The sequence below is a fragment of the Bacteroides cellulolyticus genome (assembly GCF_025567135.1).
GTDB lineage: Bacteria > Bacteroidota > Bacteroidia > Bacteroidales > Bacteroidaceae > Phocaeicola > Phocaeicola cellulolyticus.
The window spans coordinates 314,148-335,229 of sequence record NZ_JAOQJJ010000002.1 but is presented as its reverse complement, the minus strand read 5'-3'; the positions used below and the strand labels follow the sequence as shown (position 1 = coordinate 335,229).

At 39.2% G+C, this 21,082-nt stretch carries 12 protein-coding genes; 1 reads left to right on the top strand and 11 read right to left on the bottom strand.

The features are described from left to right. Positions 1–58: 58 nt before the first annotated feature. From OCV82_RS04600 to OCV82_RS04550, 11 genes are all read right to left on the bottom strand, one after another. Positions 59–1,876, bottom strand: a complete 1,818-nt coding sequence (locus OCV82_RS04600) for a RagB/SusD family nutrient uptake outer membrane protein (protein WP_154043334.1) — start codon at positions 1,874–1,876, stop codon at positions 59–61. Between the two features lie 19 nt (positions 1,877–1,895). Continuing rightward, entirely contained in the window at positions 1,896–5,420 is a 3,525-nt protein-coding gene (locus tag OCV82_RS04595) for a TonB-dependent receptor (protein WP_154043333.1), read from the bottom strand. A gap of 234 nt (positions 5,421–5,654) precedes the next feature. Continuing rightward, entirely contained in the window at positions 5,655–6,680 is a 1,026-nt protein-coding gene (locus tag OCV82_RS04590) for a FecR family protein (protein ID WP_154043332.1), read from the bottom strand. 72 nt (positions 6,681–6,752) lie between these two features. Continuing rightward, entirely contained in the window at positions 6,753–7,346 is a 594-nt protein-coding gene (locus OCV82_RS04585; protein ID WP_154043331.1) for an RNA polymerase sigma-70 factor, read from the bottom strand. Positions 7,347–7,478: 132 nt separating this feature from the next. Beyond that, entirely contained in the window at positions 7,479–8,924 is a 1,446-nt protein-coding gene (ltrA, locus tag OCV82_RS04580) for a group II intron reverse transcriptase/maturase (RefSeq protein WP_154043330.1), read from the bottom strand. 494 nt (positions 8,925–9,418) lie between these two features. After that, positions 9,419–12,001, bottom strand: coding sequence for a beta-mannosidase (locus OCV82_RS04575; RefSeq protein WP_154043329.1), 2,583 nt, complete (start codon positions 11,999–12,001; stop codon positions 9,419–9,421). Between the two features lie 43 nt (positions 12,002–12,044). After that, a complete protein-coding gene (locus OCV82_RS04570) occupies positions 12,045–12,917 on the bottom strand; it encodes a helix-turn-helix domain-containing protein (protein WP_154043328.1) in 873 nt (290 codons plus the stop codon). Between the two features lie 152 nt (positions 12,918–13,069). After that, positions 13,070–14,701 carry an MFS transporter gene (locus tag OCV82_RS04565; RefSeq protein ID WP_154043327.1) on the bottom strand — a complete coding sequence of 544 codons (1,632 nt, stop codon included), beginning with the start codon at positions 14,699–14,701 and terminating at the stop codon, positions 13,070–13,072. A 3-nt stretch (positions 14,702–14,704) separates the two neighbouring features. Then, on the bottom strand, positions 14,705–15,796 hold the full coding sequence (locus OCV82_RS04560) for an HlyD family secretion protein (protein ID WP_154043326.1): 1,092 nt from the start codon (positions 15,794–15,796) through the stop codon (positions 14,705–14,707). A gap of 105 nt (positions 15,797–15,901) precedes the next feature. Then, a complete protein-coding gene (locus OCV82_RS04555) occupies positions 15,902–17,224 on the bottom strand; it encodes a TolC family protein (protein WP_154043325.1) in 1,323 nt (440 codons plus the stop codon). Positions 17,225–17,484: 260 nt separating this feature from the next. Next, complete coding sequence (locus OCV82_RS04550) at positions 17,485–19,695, bottom strand: heavy metal translocating P-type ATPase (RefSeq protein ID WP_394802647.1); 2,211 nt, start codon at positions 19,693–19,695, stop codon at positions 17,485–17,487. A gap of 157 nt (positions 19,696–19,852) precedes the next feature. Between OCV82_RS04550 and OCV82_RS04545 the strand changes: the two genes are divergently transcribed. Then, positions 19,853–21,025, top strand: coding sequence for an iron-containing alcohol dehydrogenase (locus tag OCV82_RS04545; protein WP_154043323.1), 1,173 nt, complete (start codon positions 19,853–19,855; stop codon positions 21,023–21,025). The last annotated feature ends 57 nt before the right edge of the window (positions 21,026–21,082 follow it).

The following is a 21,082-nucleotide window of genomic DNA, read 5'->3' as shown; positions in this document are numbered from 1 at the left end:
CTATAATAAAACAAAGGCTACAAATAAATTATTTATAGCCTTTGTTTTATTATAAAATTTAATAAGCCCACCCTTCTCTTCTTGTAAGATTTGGATTCTTTTGAATTTCAGTCAAAGGAGCGGACCAAGGCCACATATAATCCTCATAATACCAACGTTCTTGAACGATATCACCCCACCAAGATTTACCTCCATTCTCATTCTTTCCTTGAAATTTTGATTCTTTTAACGTACCCCATCTTATTTCATCAAAGAAATTAATAGCCTCAACAGGAAATTCTACCCTTTTCTCATAACGTATCCTTTCAAGCATATCATCCTTACCATTAACTCCATTAGGTCCAGAACCTCCATTAGTTAAAGATGGCATATTAGCACGACTACGAACTTGATTTACCAAATTTATAGCGCCATCAATATCATTCAACTCTGTTAATGCCTCTGCCAACTGTAATAATACATCAGTATATCTAATTAAAGGCCAATCTGTTTCACAATGATCTCTGTCTACTATTGCTCCCTTTTCAAACTCATTATACTTTTTATACATATAAAAAGCAGATGTTCTCTTGTCAAGCCACAAATCACCTCCATCACCACCTTGAGAAATAGCAGGCCATCTTAGCTCTTTACCTTTCTGAACATTATTATTATTATAGTTAGGTTTATAACAATCTATTGGTTCATAAGGAGTTGCAATAGTCTGTTTCAAGCGTGGATCTCTATTATCATATGCTTTTTTAATACGCTCTTCATTACCATCATTCAAATAATACTTATCATATACATCCTGTCCAATTCTATTTATTACTGCTTTTTTCCATTTAGGATCCAAAGTTTCCAGCCCATTTCTACAGAAGAAAACCTCCCTCTGTTTTACTGTTAGTTTATTCCAATCTTCTAACCCTGGAACTTCCTCCCAATTAAATTTACTACCATCACTATTTTGATAATAGTCAACAAAATCAACAGAAGGTTTTATCTCAGTCCAACTATCATAATTATCACGAGCACCTACCATATGTACAATATTATCACAAAATCCAGTCTCAGCATCAAACTGAACGGTAAAGATCATTTCTGGATTTTTTTCATTTTTTTTCGTGAAAAGATCTATATATTTTCCTTGATATAAACTATAACCACAATCTTTCACTTTATTAAAGTCTTTAACTGCTTCGGAATACATTTTTTTCCACATATAAACCATTCCTCTTAAAGCATAAGCAGCACCTTTTGACGGACGACCATAATTTTCTTTTAATGTATTATCTGGGAAATTCTCATTTTCAATACAAAACTTCAGATCATCTAAGACATAGTTCCACACCTCTTCTGCTGAAGATTGTCCTTTTGTACACTCTGCATTAGATATAGGCTCTAAATAAACTGGAACTCCTTGATACAACATATTTAGACGATGATATGACCATGCTCTCAAAAAACGAGCCTCACAATAATATCTTTCAAGCGTATTCTTGTCTAAACCTGCTTTATGAAGATTTGCTATAGCATCATTACATGCATGAATTATGGTATAGCAGAACTGCCATTCCCTTTTAATTTGAAAATCATTAGCACCCTTAGTTGCATTAGTCAACAAAGTTGAAGGACTACTATTTGAATAATAAGCTGTTTGAAAGCTCAAAGATTCTATCCCTTGTCTATTTAAGCCAGATTCTTGACGCCCAAGCTGCGTATTGCCTAAATCCCTACAATAGAATTCATCCATCAAACCATTCATACCTCTTTGGGCTAAATCAGGTGAAGTCCACATCGTTCCACTAGAAATTTGATTATGAGGATTTAAGTCCAAATCTACACACGAACTAAACACACTACAATAAATTGTAGCCATTAATAAATATTTTTTCATATATAACCTCCTAGTTTAATTAAAATGACGCCTGCAGGCCAAAAGTAACTTGAGTCATCAAAGGATATTTAATATCAACACCAGCTTCAGGATCTTGTCCTGGATAATTTGTTATTGTAAGAATATTATCCATTGAAACGAACAAACGAAGTTTACTCAAAAGAATTTTATTTATATACCTTTTAGGTAATGAATAACCCAATTGAATATTTTTCAATTTTAAATAATCTCCACGATACTCATACCAGGTACTTGTAATTGTATTATCATAACCCGTACCAAAAGTATATCTTGGATATTTACCATTAATATTCGTTCTAGGATCATCTGGTTTATCCGGATCATAGAAATAATGATCATCGGCTACATGAAGTGCCAAAGCCTGACCATGTGAAGCTATAGATCTGTTCCATACATTATTCCAATTTAAATGAAAACCTAATGCAGCAACCCATAACATAGAAAAGTCTATACCTTTCCATTCAAATGAAGCATTCAGTCCAGCATTTACAGCAGGAATATTTGAATGACCAGTAAAAGCAAAATCATTTCCATCTCCATAATTACCATCTCCATTTATATCTTGGTAAATTAAATCTCCATACCATAGTTTATCTTTACCAACTGAATTCTTGCCATTAAATTTATAACCAGCATCCATCATTGCTTTAACCCATTCCATATCAGCTTCAGTTCTTATCATTCCATCCTTTGGACCAGCATTAGGATCAACAGTTCCTTCTCCTGAATATCCTGCACCTGTACCATTGTACGGAAATCTCATTGAAGTCTCTCCTAATTCATGGCCTTCACAAATAAGACCACCAAATCCCCCCTGTGTTACTTCACCTTTATTTGTAAAATATTGATCCTTATTACCATCTTTATCATATGTCCAATATTCCTCTAATTTTCCCTTAAATTTCATTACCTTATTTTTATTGAAACCCCAATTAGTTGTAACAGAGAAAGAAAAATCTTCACCAATTTTATCATTATATGTTAAACTAAACTCAATTCCTCTATTTCTTATCTCTGCTAAATTCTGAGTAGATGCTCCAATAGTACCCATAGTTAAATACAAAGAAGGCTTATACAAAATACCATCAGTATATTTATTATAAACATCTAATGATCCAGATAATTTATTTCCCCATAATCCAAAATCTATACCTAAATTTGTAGTAGTTGTTCTTTCCCATTGAAGCAATGAATTCGACAACGTTGTTTGTGCTATACCTTTAACTGGATTACCTCCAATTACAACATTCACAGGAGAATAAAGAGCCTGCCAATCATAATTTCCAGAAGCATTATTACCCATTTGTCCCCACGAAGCACGAATCTTTAAATTGGATAGATTACTAAACTTTTTCATAAAATTCTCTTCAGAAATTCTCCAACCAGCAGATAATGAAGGGAAATAACCATATCTACTTTCTTTTGCAAACCTAGAAGAGCCATCTATTCTCAAATTTGCCTCAAATAAATAACGGTCCTTAAATACATAATTAGCACGACCAAAATAAGAACGTAAAGCCCACTCACCAAAACCGCTTCCAGAATTTATCAACAACTCATAAGTTGACAATTCATTAAGAGTCCAATCTGTTGCTCCTTGTTTCTGCACATTAAAATTACTTGACTCATAATGAGTTGTTGTATATCCAAACAAAACTCCTAAATCATGATCTGAATTATTAAAATCAGTATTATATCTAGCCAACAGTTCAGTATTTACTGTTAATGATTTATTAGTAGAATTTGTAATTTTAGCATTTTCCAAAGAAGTGGTAGAATGAACTTCATTTGTATTGTAATTCCAATCACCATTAGGACGACCATAGCTAGATTTATAACCGAAACCAGCTACCATATTTGCTTTAGCTTCAATTGACAATCCTTTAAATGGAGTTATAGCACCATAAAATGTTCCATTAATATTATAATTCTTATCATAACCATCAGAACCATACATAGAACGCATAATATTGTTAGCACCAATAGATTCTTCTGCTTCATTAGCAATCATACCCCATTTATTAGGTTCACCAACATATATTCCAGGAGTAGTAATATATAAATACTTAAATGCATTATCAATATTAGCCATTCCTTTATCCTTATATTGTCCAAAAATACGTGTTCCTACTTTTAGCCAATTGAAAGGATTAGCCTCAACATTTGCGCGAAAATTCATTTTTTTAATTCCTGAATTAACACCATAAGCAGAAATCACTCCTCTATTATCTAAATATCCAGCAGACACTAAATATCTTACTTTTTTACTTCCTCCAGAAATAGACAAATTATGCTCTTGTGAGAATCCTGTAGAAAATAATTCATCAAACCAATTGGTGTTAGGGTACACCATATAATTCGGTAATCCATTATCCGCTAATCCATAAGGATTTTGCGCTGCTTCAGCCCATTTTTCTATATTATAATCAGAAAATATTCTATTTGTTCCTATATTATCACAAGCCTCATTTACAAGTGACATATATCTTGAATAATCATTTACAGTTTCAATATTAGTATATGCCTTCTGAACTATACCTGAAAAGCTATAATTCACCGTAGTCTTTTCCTCTGAACCATTTTTTGTTGTTACAAGTATAACACCATTAGCTGCACGAGATCCATAAATAGCTGTTGATCCTGCATCTTTTAATACAGAAATAGAAGCTATATCATTAGGATTTAAAGAGCCTAAATCACATTCCATACCATCAACAATAACCAAAGGAGCGTTGGAATTCAATGATGTATTACCGCGTACACGAATAGTAGCATTATCATCACCTGGTCGTCCTGATCCTTGAGTAACCTGAAGGCCAGCAGACATACCTGCCAGTGATGTACCAACATTAATAATAGGTCTCTTATCTACTTGTGAAGCATAATCTATAGACGATACTGCACCGGTAAGATTTACTTTCTTTTGTACTCCATATCCAACTACAACAACTTCCTCAAGTAATTCTGAATCTTCTTTCATTTTAACAGATAAAAGCTTACCAGAAGTAGCCTTAATGGTTTGTGTCTGGTAACCGACATACGAAATTTCAAGTTCCCCATTACGTGATACATTCAAAGAGAAATTTCCATCAAAATCACTTACCGTACCATTGGTCGTTCCTTTCTCTAATATAGTTGCTCCAATAATTGGTTCTCCGTTATTATCGGTTATTTTTCCAATGACTTTATTATCCTCACTTTTTAACTGTTTAACCACCGGCTGTGTTTTCCTTAAAACAATCTTTTTACCCTGAATTTCATAGTCTAGACCTTGCTGTCCCTTTAATATCTGTTTAATTACCTCCTCAATTGATGCATCACTTACTGATACCGATACACGCTTACTAGTATTTACATCTTTTGATGAAAATACAAATGAATATCCTGTGTCTTTCTTTACGCGCTCCATTGCCTCTTTCACTGTTACATTATTGATTTTCAGTGATATATCTTGAGAATATGCAGATAAATTTAGGCAAAGCGCTGCCGAGGCTACTAACATAGCCTTACTGAAATATCTCATAATTAAATGGTTTTAGATTTAAACTTTTATAATTTATTTTTCTGAATGGTATAGAATTGCTAGATTTGCAATCTATAATTGATGGTGTCTTTCATAAGGTATCTGATTTTATTGAGGAGGATGTGGCCGCATTCTCCTTTATTTTTTACAGACACCCAAATTTATTAACTGGTAGATGTCGTCATAGGCTATAATATTTTTAGGTTATACATAAAGTTAATAATTCTCCAAATATCAATATACTACATACCTATTGTTTTCGTATTTATATTTCATTCTGTTAGTTGATGATATTGTTTCCAATATTTTCTCAATTGAATTGCCTACAATCCTGAAACTGCCATAAAAACGTTGATTTTTCAACGAATCGGCAACTTCTATTTTTACATTAAAACTTCTGGATAATTGTTTGGCTATATCTTCCAATAACAGTTCATCAAAATACAACTCATCTTTTGTCCATAAATTGGAATTGGATGTATTTATCTTGGTTTTTACCATACGGCCTGTTTCTTTAGAAAGAATTACTTTCTCATTAGGCGACATATATACATCTGCAGAAGCAACCAACTCATTTCTCAACTTCACCTTTCCTTCAAGAAGGTTTACTACGACTTCTTCATCATCTTCATAATTTCTGAAATTAAATTTAGTACCCAAAACTGTCAAATCCAATTCTTTTGTACTTATTTCAAATGGTACCTCCTCATTCCTCTTAACCTCAAAATAACCTTCTCCTTCAAGAGTCAGATCTCTATTATCAACACCAAACCCCTGTGAGTAGGTAATTTTTGAACCGGCGTTAAGCCAAACCAATGTACCGTCAGGAAGATAAAGTTTGGTACGTGCCCCCATTGGCGCTTCTACCACTATATCAGAAAATCCGCTCTTGACAGTTTCCATACCACCCCAATAACCGGCAAGTGGAAGTAATATAATAAGTATTGCTGCTGCCACACGATAGAAGATCTTCAAGCTGCGCGATTTTGTAAAACGTTGCTTCTGTTCTTCTGCTATAGTAGCTTTTTCAATGCGGTTCTTAAATCTTTCGAAAGCTTTTTCCTTATCGAAAGGAGTTACACTTCCTGCCACTCCTGATGAAAACCATATTTCTATCTTGTTTCTTACATAAAGACTATTCTCTGACGACTCCTTACTCCAGGCAACAAGAGTCTTCAAAGACTGAGTATCTATATTTCCTGTAAGGTACATAGATATCAGATTATCTATTTCTTCTTTATGTATTTCTTTTCTTTCCATATATTTTATTGGTGGCTTTATAGGTTAGACAAAATAATAGATTTATAGGGTAGTGGAAAAATGAACTTTTTTTCATTTTTCTATAAAAATATATATCAGAATGAGTTTTAGATATTCCGCAAGATGAGTATTAAGGTATGCTAATGCGTTCTTAATGTGATATTTAACCGTATTAACAGAGATATTCAATTCTTGAGCGATTTCTTCATATTTTTTTTGTTCGAAACGGCTTTTCTTGAAAACTTTACGACATTCATCGGGCAATGAATTGATACAATGCATCAACTCATCTTCCAATTCCTGTTCTATCAGGGTTCCCAAAGGATGATTTTCATCGGCAAAAAGTGTATCGAGAAATTCCAGATTATCATCAGAGAGATAGGTGGAAAAGCTATGTTCTGTACGGTGTGACAATGAATTCAGTTCGTTAAGACAACGGTTGCGTACAGATTTCATCAAATATGCGCGGATAGTATGTGTGATTTCAATATCCGCACGGTGTTCCCAAAGATAGAAAATGGCATCATCCACTATCTCTTCGGCCAAAGAAGTATCATTTAATATCTGATTTGCAAAGCGACATAGGAGTGTATAATAGCGGTCAAATATATGTTTGAACGCCTTTTCATCTCCTTGTCTAAGTCTTTCCAAAATCAGTTCTTCCATAATATTAAAAATTTTTAATCAGACAAATGTACAAAAAATGTTTTACCATTAACCATCAAAAGAAAAAAAATCGAGTAGGAGGTAAACACTAATCATAGGTGTTTATCTCCTATTTTCGTGTTTACCGACCTCTCACACCACCGTACGTGCCGTTCGGCATACGGCGGTTCCTATTTTTGGGTGCCATTCGAGATACGAACCCATTAAGGTGGAATATCCTACTTTTCTCAAGCTATCGTTATTTATCGCCACTTTCAGTATAGGACTATCAGCAATACGCCAATAACCTTTGCGAGTGTTACCCCATTCACATGCCTTGTATTTTTCTATACCACATTTAATGAGGTTTGCCACCTTGGTCTTAGGTTTCTTCCAAGCTTTCCATATACACATGCGTATTCTACGTCTTAACCACTCATCAATATCAAGAAGAAAACGTTTCATATCGGCAAGATGATAATATCCAATCCATCCTCGTATGTAATCTTTCAGTTTCTGTTTCCTCTTGACGTATCCCCAACCATTGCTACGATTCGTCAGCTCTTTGAGTCTAGATTTCATCTTAGCTTTGGATTTCGGGTGTACTGTAAGGCGACATTTGCCTTTCGTTACATAAAAGGAATAACCGAGATATTTCACTCCTTGAACATACGATACTACAGTCTTTTCTTTATTGACTTTAAGATATAGAGTTTCCTCTATAAATCGGGTTATGGACTCTTTGACTCTTCTTGCTGCCCTTTTGGATTTGCAGAATATCATTGAGTCATCGGCATAGCGCACAAAAGGATGTCCTCTGCGTTCGAGTTCCTTGTCCAACTCATTGAGCATGATATTGCTCAGTAATGGACTTAGTGGTCCTCCTTGGGGAGTTCCTTCCTCGCTCATCTCGAACAGACCTTTGTTAACTACACCACTTCGGAGATATTTGTGTATTAGACTGACAACTCTGCCGTCTTTAATAGTGCGGCTGAGGATTTCTATGAGTTTGCTATGATTAACGGTATCAAAGAAGCGTTCAAGGTCAAGGTCTACTACGTATGTGTAGCCTTCGTTGATTATCTCTTGAGCTCCTCTTACCGCGTCATGGCAGCCTCTTCTCGGACGGAAGCCGTAACTTCTACTGGAGATTTGTTTCTCATAGATAGGGCTCAGAACCTGGTTAATGGCTTGTTGCACCAAACGGTCTACCACCGTGGGGATGCCTAATAGGCGCATCTTGCCGTTATCCTTGGGGATTTCTACCCTTTTGACTGGGTTAGGACGGTAAGAATCGTCCATTAAGGAACGGATAAGTAAATCCTTATGGGGCTTGAGCCATGGGAGCAACTGTTCACATGACATCTTGTCGATACCCCCACTACCCTTGTTTCCAATCACTGCCTTATAGGCTCGATTAAGATTCGAAGGACTCAGGATTTGCTCGAGAAGGTGTTCCTTGTCGAATGGTACTTCCACGATGTTGTCTTCACACATCCACATGAAAGTCTGCACTCCCTCATACCATTCGGTTTCCGACCTATCTATTTGAGGGCAGTCATTAACTTCGGATAATGTTTTCTGCATTCGTTCTTTCATTAGGTATGTTTCAATTACTATCGTTTAATTATTAGGTTCAGTCCTTCACAAAACTATCGACACGTTTGCTACTGTGACCTCTGCTGACTTCTCACGGCAAGCTTTACTCCGCTGATTTCGTTTTTTTCTATTCTCATGCGTCCGTGAGACCTCCTCGGATAAGGGTATTAACTTTCAATCTTATGTCTGCTTCATTTACACCAACCGTTCCGAATAGCTATAGGGCTTTGGTTTGTATAGCAACCTTACCCACGGTTTTATGCCTTATATGAAGTTTCTGTTCGTCAGACCAGATGTTTGCCGCCAGCTTCCTTCAGATTCCAACTCGCGATGGACACCCTTGCTATTGGCTGTATGATTCCCGCTATTAGGGCTCATTGGGGACTTGCACCCGTTAGCTAATACTCATGCCGAGCGTACTATAAAAAAATTAGGATATGCACAAATAGCACATCCTAATTTTAAAATCAATATATATCTATATGTTTTTTGAATTAATTATAACTATCTACCAAAGAAATAACCTTCAACTGTTCCTTGAATACAGACAGAGACAAATCTGTCTTAACATTAATTGTTACTTCCTTACCTGGCAACAAATCAAAATAGTTATCTTCAAAGAAATTATCTATTCCGGACAGTGACATGAATACTCCACGGGCAAAGACATCTGATTTCAAAGTAACATCATATCCGCCTTCTGCCTTCTTAGCACTCCAAGAAATATTAGCTTTCTCATAATTCATATCTTTCTGTTCGGCTGCATAAGCTACATTGGTATAAGTTTTATCTTTAGTCTCGAATTCTGTATAAATTATCACATCATTCTTTGACTTGCCTCCCAATACATCATTAATTGCTGATTCAAATACAAGCTCAGAACCGTTTACTGGAGTTTTCAATGACATTGACTTATCATAAACCACATTGCCTTTCATATCCATCACCTTGAGAGAGAATTTTCCGCTTACTGCTTTCAGATAATCAGATACAAGATGAACTGTAAGTTTTTCATTCAAAACAACTGGAGAAACAAGTATCATATCGTAAGCTTTCTTTGCAAAATAATGCTGAGCTTTCCAGCGTCCATAATAGTCACGGCTTGCCCATGAAGCTACAGGCCAACAGTCATTGTGCTGCCAGAACAAAGAACCCATGCAGTAAGGCATATCCCTACGGTGTGCTTCCATTGCTGTCTTTATGGCATCGCCCTGAAGAATCATACCTACATACAGGAAGTGTTCGAAATCCTTAGGTTCATTATAGCTCTTGAGCATATATTCCTTTATACGGTTGTTGGCAAATGAACCGCCGCGCTGATGCGACATCATTACTTCCGAATTAATATCATGGTCTCTCTTTTCAGGAGCATAAAGTTTCACTGATTCATATTCAGGGAACGACTGGAATCCGTATTCAGAGAAGAAACGGCTGCGCTCTGTATTATATTGTGATATAGGATGATTTCCATGCCATACTCCCCAGTAATGAGAATCACCGTTCACTCCGTCTGATTTTCCTTCAGGATAAGCCATTGGCGATGAGCCTCTATATCCAGTTCCGCTTCCATACTCTTCTACAACTTCAGGAAGAAGCTTAAAATAAAGTTCGTAGAAATCGTTCCATAGACTGTCGGCATATCCGTTGCCCATAGCCTCGTATTTGCGCTTCCAACCCCATCCGAACCATGCATCCAGATTTTCATTGTTACCGCACCACAGGGCAATACATGGATGATTTCTCAAACGGCGAACATTGTCTATAGCCTCCTGACGTACATTTTCCATAAAAGCGTCATCACCCGGATATAGCGAGCAGGCAAACATAAAGTCCTGCCAAACCAGAATACCGTGTTCGTCGCATAAATCATAGAAGATGTCATTTTCATAGATACCTCCTCCCCAAATACGAAGCATGTTCATATTAGCATTCTTGGCATCCAATATTGTACGTTCGTACTTTTCATCAGTCACTCTTGGAAGGAAGTTATCGCTAGGAATATAATTGGCTCCTTTCATAAAGACCGGCTTTCCGTTTAACTCAAAGTATAGAGTTGTTCCTGCCTCATCTTTATCTTCCACCACTCTCAATGATCTGATACCTATTCTATCATCAACCGAATCCTTAGTTCCGTCACTCATTGCCACTGTAGTGGTAAAATCATACAAGTACGGATTACCCAATCCGTTTGTCCACCAAAGCTTTGGATTCTTTATGGTGTAATCCAAAGTGACCTTATTCATACCCTTTACAAGATCAACCTTTTTCTGGGATACCACCTTCCCGTCGGCTTTTACAGATACAACAGCTCCGGAAGCATCATCATCGGAAATAATTTCTACTACTGAAGAGAGTCTGGCAGAACCTGAATTTACTTTATTCTGTATAAGCTGTACGTTTTCTATCCTTACATCATTCCATGCTTCAAGATAAACAGGTCTCCATATACCAGAAGTAACCAATCGTGGCCCCCAGTCCCAACCGTAATGATAGCCTGCCTTACGGGCAAAAATACCGATTTTTCTGTCCAGCAGGCCTCCGTTTTCTGACTGGTCATTTCCGGACTCCAACTGATAAGGAAGAGCTTCCCATTTTGGCATATCTATTTTTATAGGTGAATGGAAATAGACTCTTAATTTATTGTCGCCTTTCTTCAGTATTCCTTTTACATCGACGCTCCATTCCCTGAACATATTGTCGGCTTTAAGAATCAATGAGTCGTTTAGATATACATCGGCGTATGTGTCAAGGCCTTTAAACACAAGACACTGATTTGATGAGTTCAAGACCTTATCTTCTCCGATAATAACAGTTTCGTATATCCAGTCTTCCTTATCCACCCATTGAACAGCCCTTTCATTCAATCTGAAAAAAGGATCGTCTATTATCGCATTGTCCATCAAATCGGTATGAACAACTCCAGGCACAGTGGCATTGTACCAGTTATTCAGTCTTGCCTGTCGGAATTTCCAGCCTTCATTAATATTCTGTCGATAAACATCGGCATACAGGTAATTACCTGAAACGGCAGCCTGAAGGATTAAAGCTGCAAATAATTTTTTTCCTATAAATTTCATAGTATTATATGTTTTAATAAATGATTTTTGGATATTAAAAAACTCACTCTCCTCTCTCCCTATACTTCTGAGGAGACATCCCTACCTGCTTCTTGAAGAATGTTCCGAAACTGGAAGGATTAGGGAAATTAAACTCATCGGATATTTCCTGCACTGTTTTGTTCGTACTGTCAAGCATTGCCATCGATTTACGGATTATAGCTTTGAATACCAATTCCTGAACGGTATATCCACAGACGGCTTTCGAAAGTCCGGAAAGATACTTCGGAGAAAGAAACAGTTTGTCGGCATAGAACTCAACTCCGCGTTCTGACATGAAATAACGGTCGATAAGTTGGATGAGACGGAGAAATATTTCCGTACGTCTTGCTCCTACAGAATTTTCGGAAAGGAATCTCTTCTGAAATACGGAACAAAGACGATATGTAAGAGACAATAAAAGAAGGCGCTTTTCGTAAACAGGGAAAAAGTCATCCTGTTCCGGCTGTTCTGTTCCGATGAGTGATATATATCCTGCCACATCATCTTCATCGCCGGTATTCCATACACAATGTGTTTCCGGCGACATCTGCGAGTAGAGGTGCACGGAATAAACCATATTCCCGAGAACATCACGTATTGGCGACACCTTATATATAATAATACTTACTTCCAGATTTTCAGACTGACCGGTTATTCGAAAAAAAGAACCTTCATGGATGAAAACGGTCTCACCCGTTTGTGCCGCATAACATTTACCGGAAAGATTAAAATCAAACTTACCGGTATGGCATACAATCAGACCTATACCGAAATTGACGAATCCCTTTTTCATACTTTCCGGAAAATCAAAAACCGGTCCGCCCGATGAACATACATCAGACTGACCGGATATTTTTTCTTCCAGCTTTATTAATCTTTCAGAACTGTTTATCATAAGCCTTTTATTAGTTGACAAGGTATCAGTTACGAGTTGACAAGGTTTCCTTTCATATATAAAAACCTTTGTATTAACTTGTCAACTGAAGCCTTGTATCTAAACAACGGCTAAGTTAGTAAAATTACCGGACTTAGCGGAAAAAATTCACGCTAAGCCGATAATTTCCTCTTGCGATATGGATAAACAAGAACGAAAAGCATAGAAATCATACATCCATAGAATGTCCAGCCTGACATTTCCTTCACAGCCGAGAGTGTAGCCTGAACCTGTACCTTACCCTTTGTTGATATGGCAGCCATGTTCTCTGCTTCGGTTTCACTCTTACCCTGATAGAGCATTCCTCGCACTGTCTGGTCGTAAGAAGCTGCATTCTGTGCTTCTACCCTATCTACGTCATGTGCGAAACGTGTGATGTAATGTTGCTGGCGATGCTGAAGCACATTGGTATAAAGTGAAGTACCAATACATGGTCCTAAAATCATACGTACAGAAAGCATTATGCAAATCCAAGTGGACATATATTTGTACGGCATACGCTGATTGGCATGTACAGCAGCAAGAGAATATAACAGCATCATCCCTGTAGAACGGATTATCACCGGATATTTCATCCTTTCATACAATCCTGCTGTCTGTACTTCGAAATACATGAACAGTGCCGACATTCCTATCAGAAGAAAGCCCATTCCGAAAAGGTATTTCAGTTTCACTCCTTTTGAACCCAATACTATGGCTATTACCGCTCCTATGAAATATCCCAATATGCTCCAGTTGCCTAGGGCGGCATTCTGCCAGTTGTCAATCTTCATGCCTACTCCGGTGAAGACATTTACAAACATGGAACTGGTGTTGAATATCATCAGCAGAAGAAAGAGTACAAAACCCATATTGATGGTACGCAAACGGAACACTTCCATCATGAAATACGGCGAACGTCCGGAAGATTCCATATAGAAGAAGGCTGCACCGAACACCACGGCAAGCACAGTGGAACGGACTATTGTAGGATCGGAATACCAGTCGAGAGTCTTGCCGTAAACCAATACATAGACTATACACGTCATCATAGCGCTGAAAACTGCTACACTTCCGAACTTGCGGAAATTGATAGGGAAACGTCGGCTGTTATAGCTATGATAAGGCATTGTCACCATTATAATAAGTATGGCTGCAAGTGTCATTCCCATCATGTAGTAATACACATCCTGCCACTGATATTCGTATGCCAGCCATGCTGTGAGCGATGTTCCTATCTGTCCGAGTATCATGAAGAAGAGGTAGATAATAGGCATACTCTTGCTTTTTTCTGCATCAAGGGCATCCCAACCTTCTTCCGTGGTCGGTTCCATTCCGGGAGTGATATTCCTTGTAGCTTCCATTCCGAAAGCGTATTTTATCAGGGTAAAGAGATTCACCATCATAAGCACCATACGGAGGAAACCCATGATAAGGCTGCACAATGCAAGAAGGAAGATACTGTCGGTGACAGCACACACATAACTGAGGATGTACAAAAGTGAAAACCCCACCACGCACATCATCTTTTCACGACGGATACATACCAGCTGATAGAAGAATGGAGCGAAGGCTGCCATACCTATTGAGGTGACGAACCCCACGAACTGGATATGTTCCGACTGGATTCCCAGTCCGCTTGTCATCTCACCGCTGTTGGCAGTATATACTCCACCAACAGTCAGTATCGGGATGAAAAGCAGTATCAGCAGGATTATACCTACAGGTTTGGGAACCCAATTATAGAATGGATAATTCTTTGACATAGATTATAATTTTGCTTTCACAATAACCATCATTCCGGCAGCAAGACGTTCATTGTCTTCCTTGCTCAGCCCTTCGAAATCTATTCTTACAGGAACACGCTGACGTATCTTCACAAAGTTTCCGGCTGAATTGTCGGTTGGAACGAGTGAGTATTTTGAACCTGTGGCACCGGATATGGCTGTAATCTTTCCTTTGAATTCCTTGTCGCTGATAGCATCTACCGTAAGTGTAACCTCCTGACCTATATGAAGGTTTTCCACCTGTGTTTCCTTATAGTTGGCTATCACCCATTTCTGTGTATCAGGCAATATATAGGTTATGGTCTGTCCGGCAGAGATGAACTGTCCTTCCTCTATTGCGCGGCGTCCCAACTGTCCGTCGCATGGTGCTGTAACTACTGTGTATGAAAGATTGAGTCTTGCCATTTCGAGTGCAGCCTGTGCGCGCTGTATGGCAGCTTCCATGTTCTGACGACGGGTTGATACTTCGTTCACTCCCGACATTGCTGCTTCCTGCTGACGTTTCAAAGCCACGAGTTTTTTCTTAGTTGCCTCATATTCTGTCTCTATTTGCTCGAGTTGGATAGGTGTGGCAGCATTTCTCTGAAGAAGGTTTTCGTAACGTTTGCGATCTTTGTCCAGTTTAGCCAGACGGATTTCCACTTCGGAGATTGAAGCCTCATAAACCGAAGCGGAAGCCTTTGTGGTCTGGAGTGTCTGACCTATAACTGATGCTCCTGCCATGGCATCTTTCAGTGCAGCCTCCGCTTCCATCACACGGATACGGTATTCACGGTCGTCGAGAACCATCAGTGTGTCGCCTTTCTTCACAGTCTGATGTTCTGTGAAATACACCTTTTTTATATATCCCGAAGCACGGAGATTTACCGGCGAAATGTATTGTTCTATCTGTGCGTCATTGCTTGTTTCGTTAAGTTTGTAGCTGAAGAACATTACTCCAATCTGATAAAGCCCTATCAAGAGGATTATAATTCCGAATGTACTTGCCAGCATCTGACGGCGGCGTTGTTTTCTGAGTTTTGCAGCTTGTTGCTCAAGTGTATTTTTCTTTATATCAAGTTCTTTTGTTTCCATATCGTTTTTTATTTGAAGTTATTTATATAGGTGACAAGTTAACGAGTTGACAAGTTAACAAGGAGAGAACCTTCTAACAACTTGTAACTGAAACCTTGTTTACTATTATTTTAATAATGTCTCAAGTTTTCCTGTAAGTTTCAGCATCGTAAGATTATTCACGCGGTAGTTATAATGTGCTGTCACATAGTTGTTCTGTGCCTCACTCATACGCATTTCGTCCTGAAGTACTTCTGTCATTGACGCCACTCCTTCACGGTAGCGGTCGGAAGTCACTTCGTAAACGTCTTCAGCCAACAGGTAGTTATCTTTTTGTTTAGTGAAATTGCGACGGCTGTTCATAAGGTCGTTCGTGGCATTCAGATACTGAGTTCTGAAACTTTTCAAAGCGTTTTCGTACGACAGTTTCGCATTTTCAATGTCAAGTTTCGCCTTTCTTATCTTCGAACGTTTGTCAAGTCCGTCGAATATCGGCACTCTTAATGTCAGACCTATACCTGATGAGTTATACCATTTGCTTGACGGTCCGTCATGAAACCAGTTCTTCGCCTTATCAGTGAATGCTGAATACATGAAACTTCCGGTAAGCGACAACGAAGGAATATATCCCTGCGAAATCATTTTCTTCTGTTTCTCAGCCAGCGTACTTTGTTTCTTAAGCAATTCCAGTTCCGGCTGACCTTCGTACAGACCGCTCATTTCTACAGGAATGATGCTTTCAGTATCCACCGGAGTGAGTGTGATGTCTGTTTCAGCAGGATAGTCTATCACATATTTCAGCATGTTGATTTGTTGTGTGAGCATTGCCACGGCATTATCATACTGCACCTGAAGGTTTTCGAGATTGATATTTACACGCTTCACATCCACTTCCATTGCCATACCATTGTCGAAGAAAGCAGTAGTGATATCCCTCAGTTCTTCCAGACGGGTGATGTTTTCTTTCACTATGGAAATCTGCTCGGCTGTACTCTGGCCCAGATAATACATCTTTGTGATTTGCATTATCAGATCCTCGCGTGCCTTGTCGTAAGACAGGGTGTTTATTTCGTCCATCATCTTGGTAACCGACATGGCTGTATAGATGGTCTGGTTGTAGAGAGGCATCTGAAGTTGCAGTCCTGCCGACGCGTTATACTGCAACGTCTTTGTCACGTTGTAAGGATTACCGTATGCCGAGCCGTCGGTAACTGAAACGGGAGGGTTAAAATTGTCGTTGAATGATGCCACAGCATTGATTTGTGGTAGAAGCTTGGAACGGTTCTCCGAAATGCTGTGCTTTCCTTTGATAATTTCGTTGCGCTTGGACTGCAGTGTGAGGTTATTCTCAATACCTATCTGCAGACATTCTTCCAGCGTCAACACCTGCTGCGCTCCAAGAGGAAAAAGCGAACAGGCAAAAGCAAAATTGAGTAATAGTCTTTTCATATCGTTTTTCTTGTTTATCCGGCGCAAAGTTAGGATGTTACGCTCAGATAATCGCTACGATATTTTCGCTTTGACTGTTCATATTTTCCCTTTAAAACGGAACTGTCAGATGGTAATTTAATATACACTAAAAATCAATGCAATCAAGCCTCAAAAAAAAACGTGCGCACATTCGATTCAAAACGGACGCACGTTCGACCTGAAATGGACGCACGTTTTACCTGAAACTTGCGCACGTTTTTTTAATGGTCAAAAATAGGTTATAATTTAGCTTTTTTCAATCGCAAACTGTTAGTAACAACACTTACACTGCTCATCGCCATGGCAGCACTGGCTATCATCGGATTTAAAAGAAAACCGTTTATAGGATATAGGACACCTGCCGCTACAGGGACACCTATTAAATTATATATAAACGCCCAGAACAGGTTCTGGCGGATAGTACGCACAGTATGACGCGAAAGGCTTATAGTGTCTGCAATCTTCTCCAGATTAGATGAAATGATAGTCACCTTTGCAACATCCATGGCGATATCGCTACCTTTACCCATGGCAATACTCAAATCAGCCTCAGCAAGGGCGGCACTGTCGTTTATACCGTCGCCTGCCATTGCCACTACCCTGCCCTGAGAACGGAGTGTCCTGATAAACTCAGCCTTCTGCTGTGGAGTGACTTCCGACTTATAGTCGTCCACTCCCGACAATCCTGCCATATAACGTGCAGGAGCATCGGCATCTCCGGTAAGCATTACTACTTTTATACCCATACTCTTCAGTCTGGATATTGCCGCAGCGGACGATTCTTTCATCTTGTCTGTTATGGCACACAGGCACAATACCTTTTCATTATCGGCAAACCATATCACTGTCTTACCCTGCGCGGCAAGTGTTGATGCTTTTTCTTCCATATCAGAAGGTATAACAATTCCGCAGGATGAAATCAAACGTCTGTTTCCTGCAATATATGTTTTCCCGTCGCTAATACCTTTTACTCCCTGACCTGTTATGCTTTCAAAACCTGTAATTTCAGCCGGCTCTGTTCCTATACTTTGAACAACAGCCATAGCCAACGGGTGTTCTGAGTGTTTCTCCAGTCCGCACAATATACTTTTGGCATCATCTGTCCCGTTTACCCACATCCAGTCTGTAACCACCGGTTTGCCTTCGGTGATAGTTCCTGTTTTGTCAAGGACCACAGTATCAACATTGCGGGCTATCTCCAGACTGTCGGCATCCTTAATCAGTATTCCCATCTCGGCTCCCTTTCCTATACCCACCATAATGGCCGTTGGTGTGGCAAGTCCCAAAGCACACGGACAGGCTACAACCAGCACTGTAACAGCAGCTAGAAAACCATGGGTAAGTCCACTTTCGGAATCCAGAGATACCCAAAGAACGAATGAGAGTAAAGCTATTGATATGATAATAGGGACGAATATTCCTGCCACTTTATCTACAAGTTTCTGGACGGGTGCCTTGCTTCCCTGAGCATCCTGAACCATTTTTATGATTTGAGCCAGAACAGTCTCACTGCCTACCTTCTCTGCCAAAAATCTGAAACTTCCCTTCTGGTTGATAGTTCCGGCATAAACCTTTGAGCCTTTCTCTTTCAGTACGGCAACAGGTTCGCCGCTCAACATACTTTCGTCAACGTATGACGAGCCTAAAACCACAGTACCATCTACTGCTATACGCTCACCTGGCTTCACCACTACTGTATCACCAACCATAAGCATGTCAATATCTGTCTCCATCTCCGTACCGTTCCGCATCACTGTCACCTTTTTAGGCTGGAGTCCCATAAGTTTCTTTATCGCTTCGGCTGTATTTCCCTTTGCCCTATCCTCCAATGTACGTCCCAAAAGGATAAAGGCTACTATCATAGATGCCGCTTCGAAATATACATGAGGAATTATTCCGTGACGTAGAAGATAGTCCGGAAAGAACATATTGAACAGACTGAAAAGAAAGGATATACCAGTGCTCAATGCTACGAGTGTATCCATATTTGCGCCACCTTTCGTGAGGAGTTTGAAGGCATTGACGAAAAATCCATTTCCCAGTCCGAAGACAACTACAGCGGAAAGTACTGCCATTATATGTGAGGCATATGGCATATCGTGAAAGAACATTGCTATCACCGATACGGGAAGAGCAAGAAGTATGGCCAGAAGAGTCTTTATCTTCAATATCTTGTAATGACTCTTGCGTGCTTCTTCAGCTTCTTTCTGCACCTCTTTCTTTTCTTCAATAATAAGGTCGAAGCCTATTTTACGGACAGCTTCCTTCAATTGTTCCGGAGTGCATTCGTCAGGATTGTACTCCACAGTAGCCATTGCAGCCGCAAGATTAACAGATGCGCTTATTATTCCGGGTTGCTTGTTCAATGTCTTGTCAACACGGGCCGAACATCCTGCACAACTCATTCCAACTACTGGAAAACTCTTTTTTACGGTTTTCATTGTTTCTATCATTTTTTATACGGATGCAAAGGTATTGATTTTTAAAGACATTATCAGAACGACAGACAGAGTCATGAAATGAATAGTATTTTTTAACTATTAGCATGACCTATTATCAACGGAATTGCTTAATTTTGAAAATACGAACTTTAAAACTATAGACATTATGAATACTAATCCAGTTTTCAGTCTGAACATTCCTACCAAACTGATGTTCGGATGTGGCGAAATAAAGAATCTTGCCACTGAGCAACTTCCAGGAAAGAAAGCCATGATTGTTATCTCAGCAGGTTCATCAATGCGCAAATACGGTTATTTGGACAAGGTTATAGAACTGCTTAAAGAAAACGATGTGGATTCAATAGTATATGACAAGATACTTCCTAACCCTATAAAAGACCATGTGATGGAAGGGGCAGCCATTTGCCGCGAAATGAAGTGTGACATGCTTATCGGACTTGGAGGCGGAAGTTCAATCGATTCTGCAAAAGCCATAGCAGTAATGGCATGCAACGATGGCGATTACTGGGATTACATCCAGAGCGGTTCTGGTAAAGGACGTCCTGTAAAAGGTGCATTGCCTGTCATCGCCATACCTACAACAGCCGGTACAGGTACAGAGGTTGACCCGTGGACTGTAATAACAAATACAGAAAAAACAGAGAAAATAGGTTTCGGATGTCAATACACTTTCCCTAAACTGTCAATAGTGGATCCTGAAATGATGCTTTCAGTTCCACCACAGCTGACTGCATATCAGGGATTCGACGCTTTCTTCCATGCTTCGGAAGGATTTATTGCAAACTGCGCTACACCTATCAGCGACCTTTATGCACTGGAAGCCGTGAGACTTCTCTATAAATATCTGCCTGTTGCAGTAAAAGACGGACGCAATCTTAAGGCAAGAGCCAAAGTGGCTTGGGGTAGCACTCTAGCCGGACTGGTGGAAGCTACATCAAGATGTGTGTCGCAACATGCATTGGAACATGCCATGAGTGCAAAATATCCTGAACTTCCACACGGTGCAGGACTTATCGCACTGAGTGATGCTTATTTCGAGACATTCAAGAATGACTGCATGAAACGCTATATGAAAATGGCGGAAGTAATGACTCAGAAAAAGAGTAACAGACCGAGCGACTTCCTAGAAGCACTTGCTCTGATGAAAAAAGAATGCGGAATGGACAACCTGAAGCTTAGCGACTGGGGCATGAAACCGGAAGATCTGCCTGACATGGTTACCAACGCAAGAGACATAGCCGGAGGATTCTACCGCTTCGATGTCCGCCCACTTACAGACGAGGAAGTTCTGGAAATATATAAGAAATCGTACAAATAAAAAAAACTTTCACAATATCTCCAATACCGATTATGGGATTGGAGATATTTTCATTAT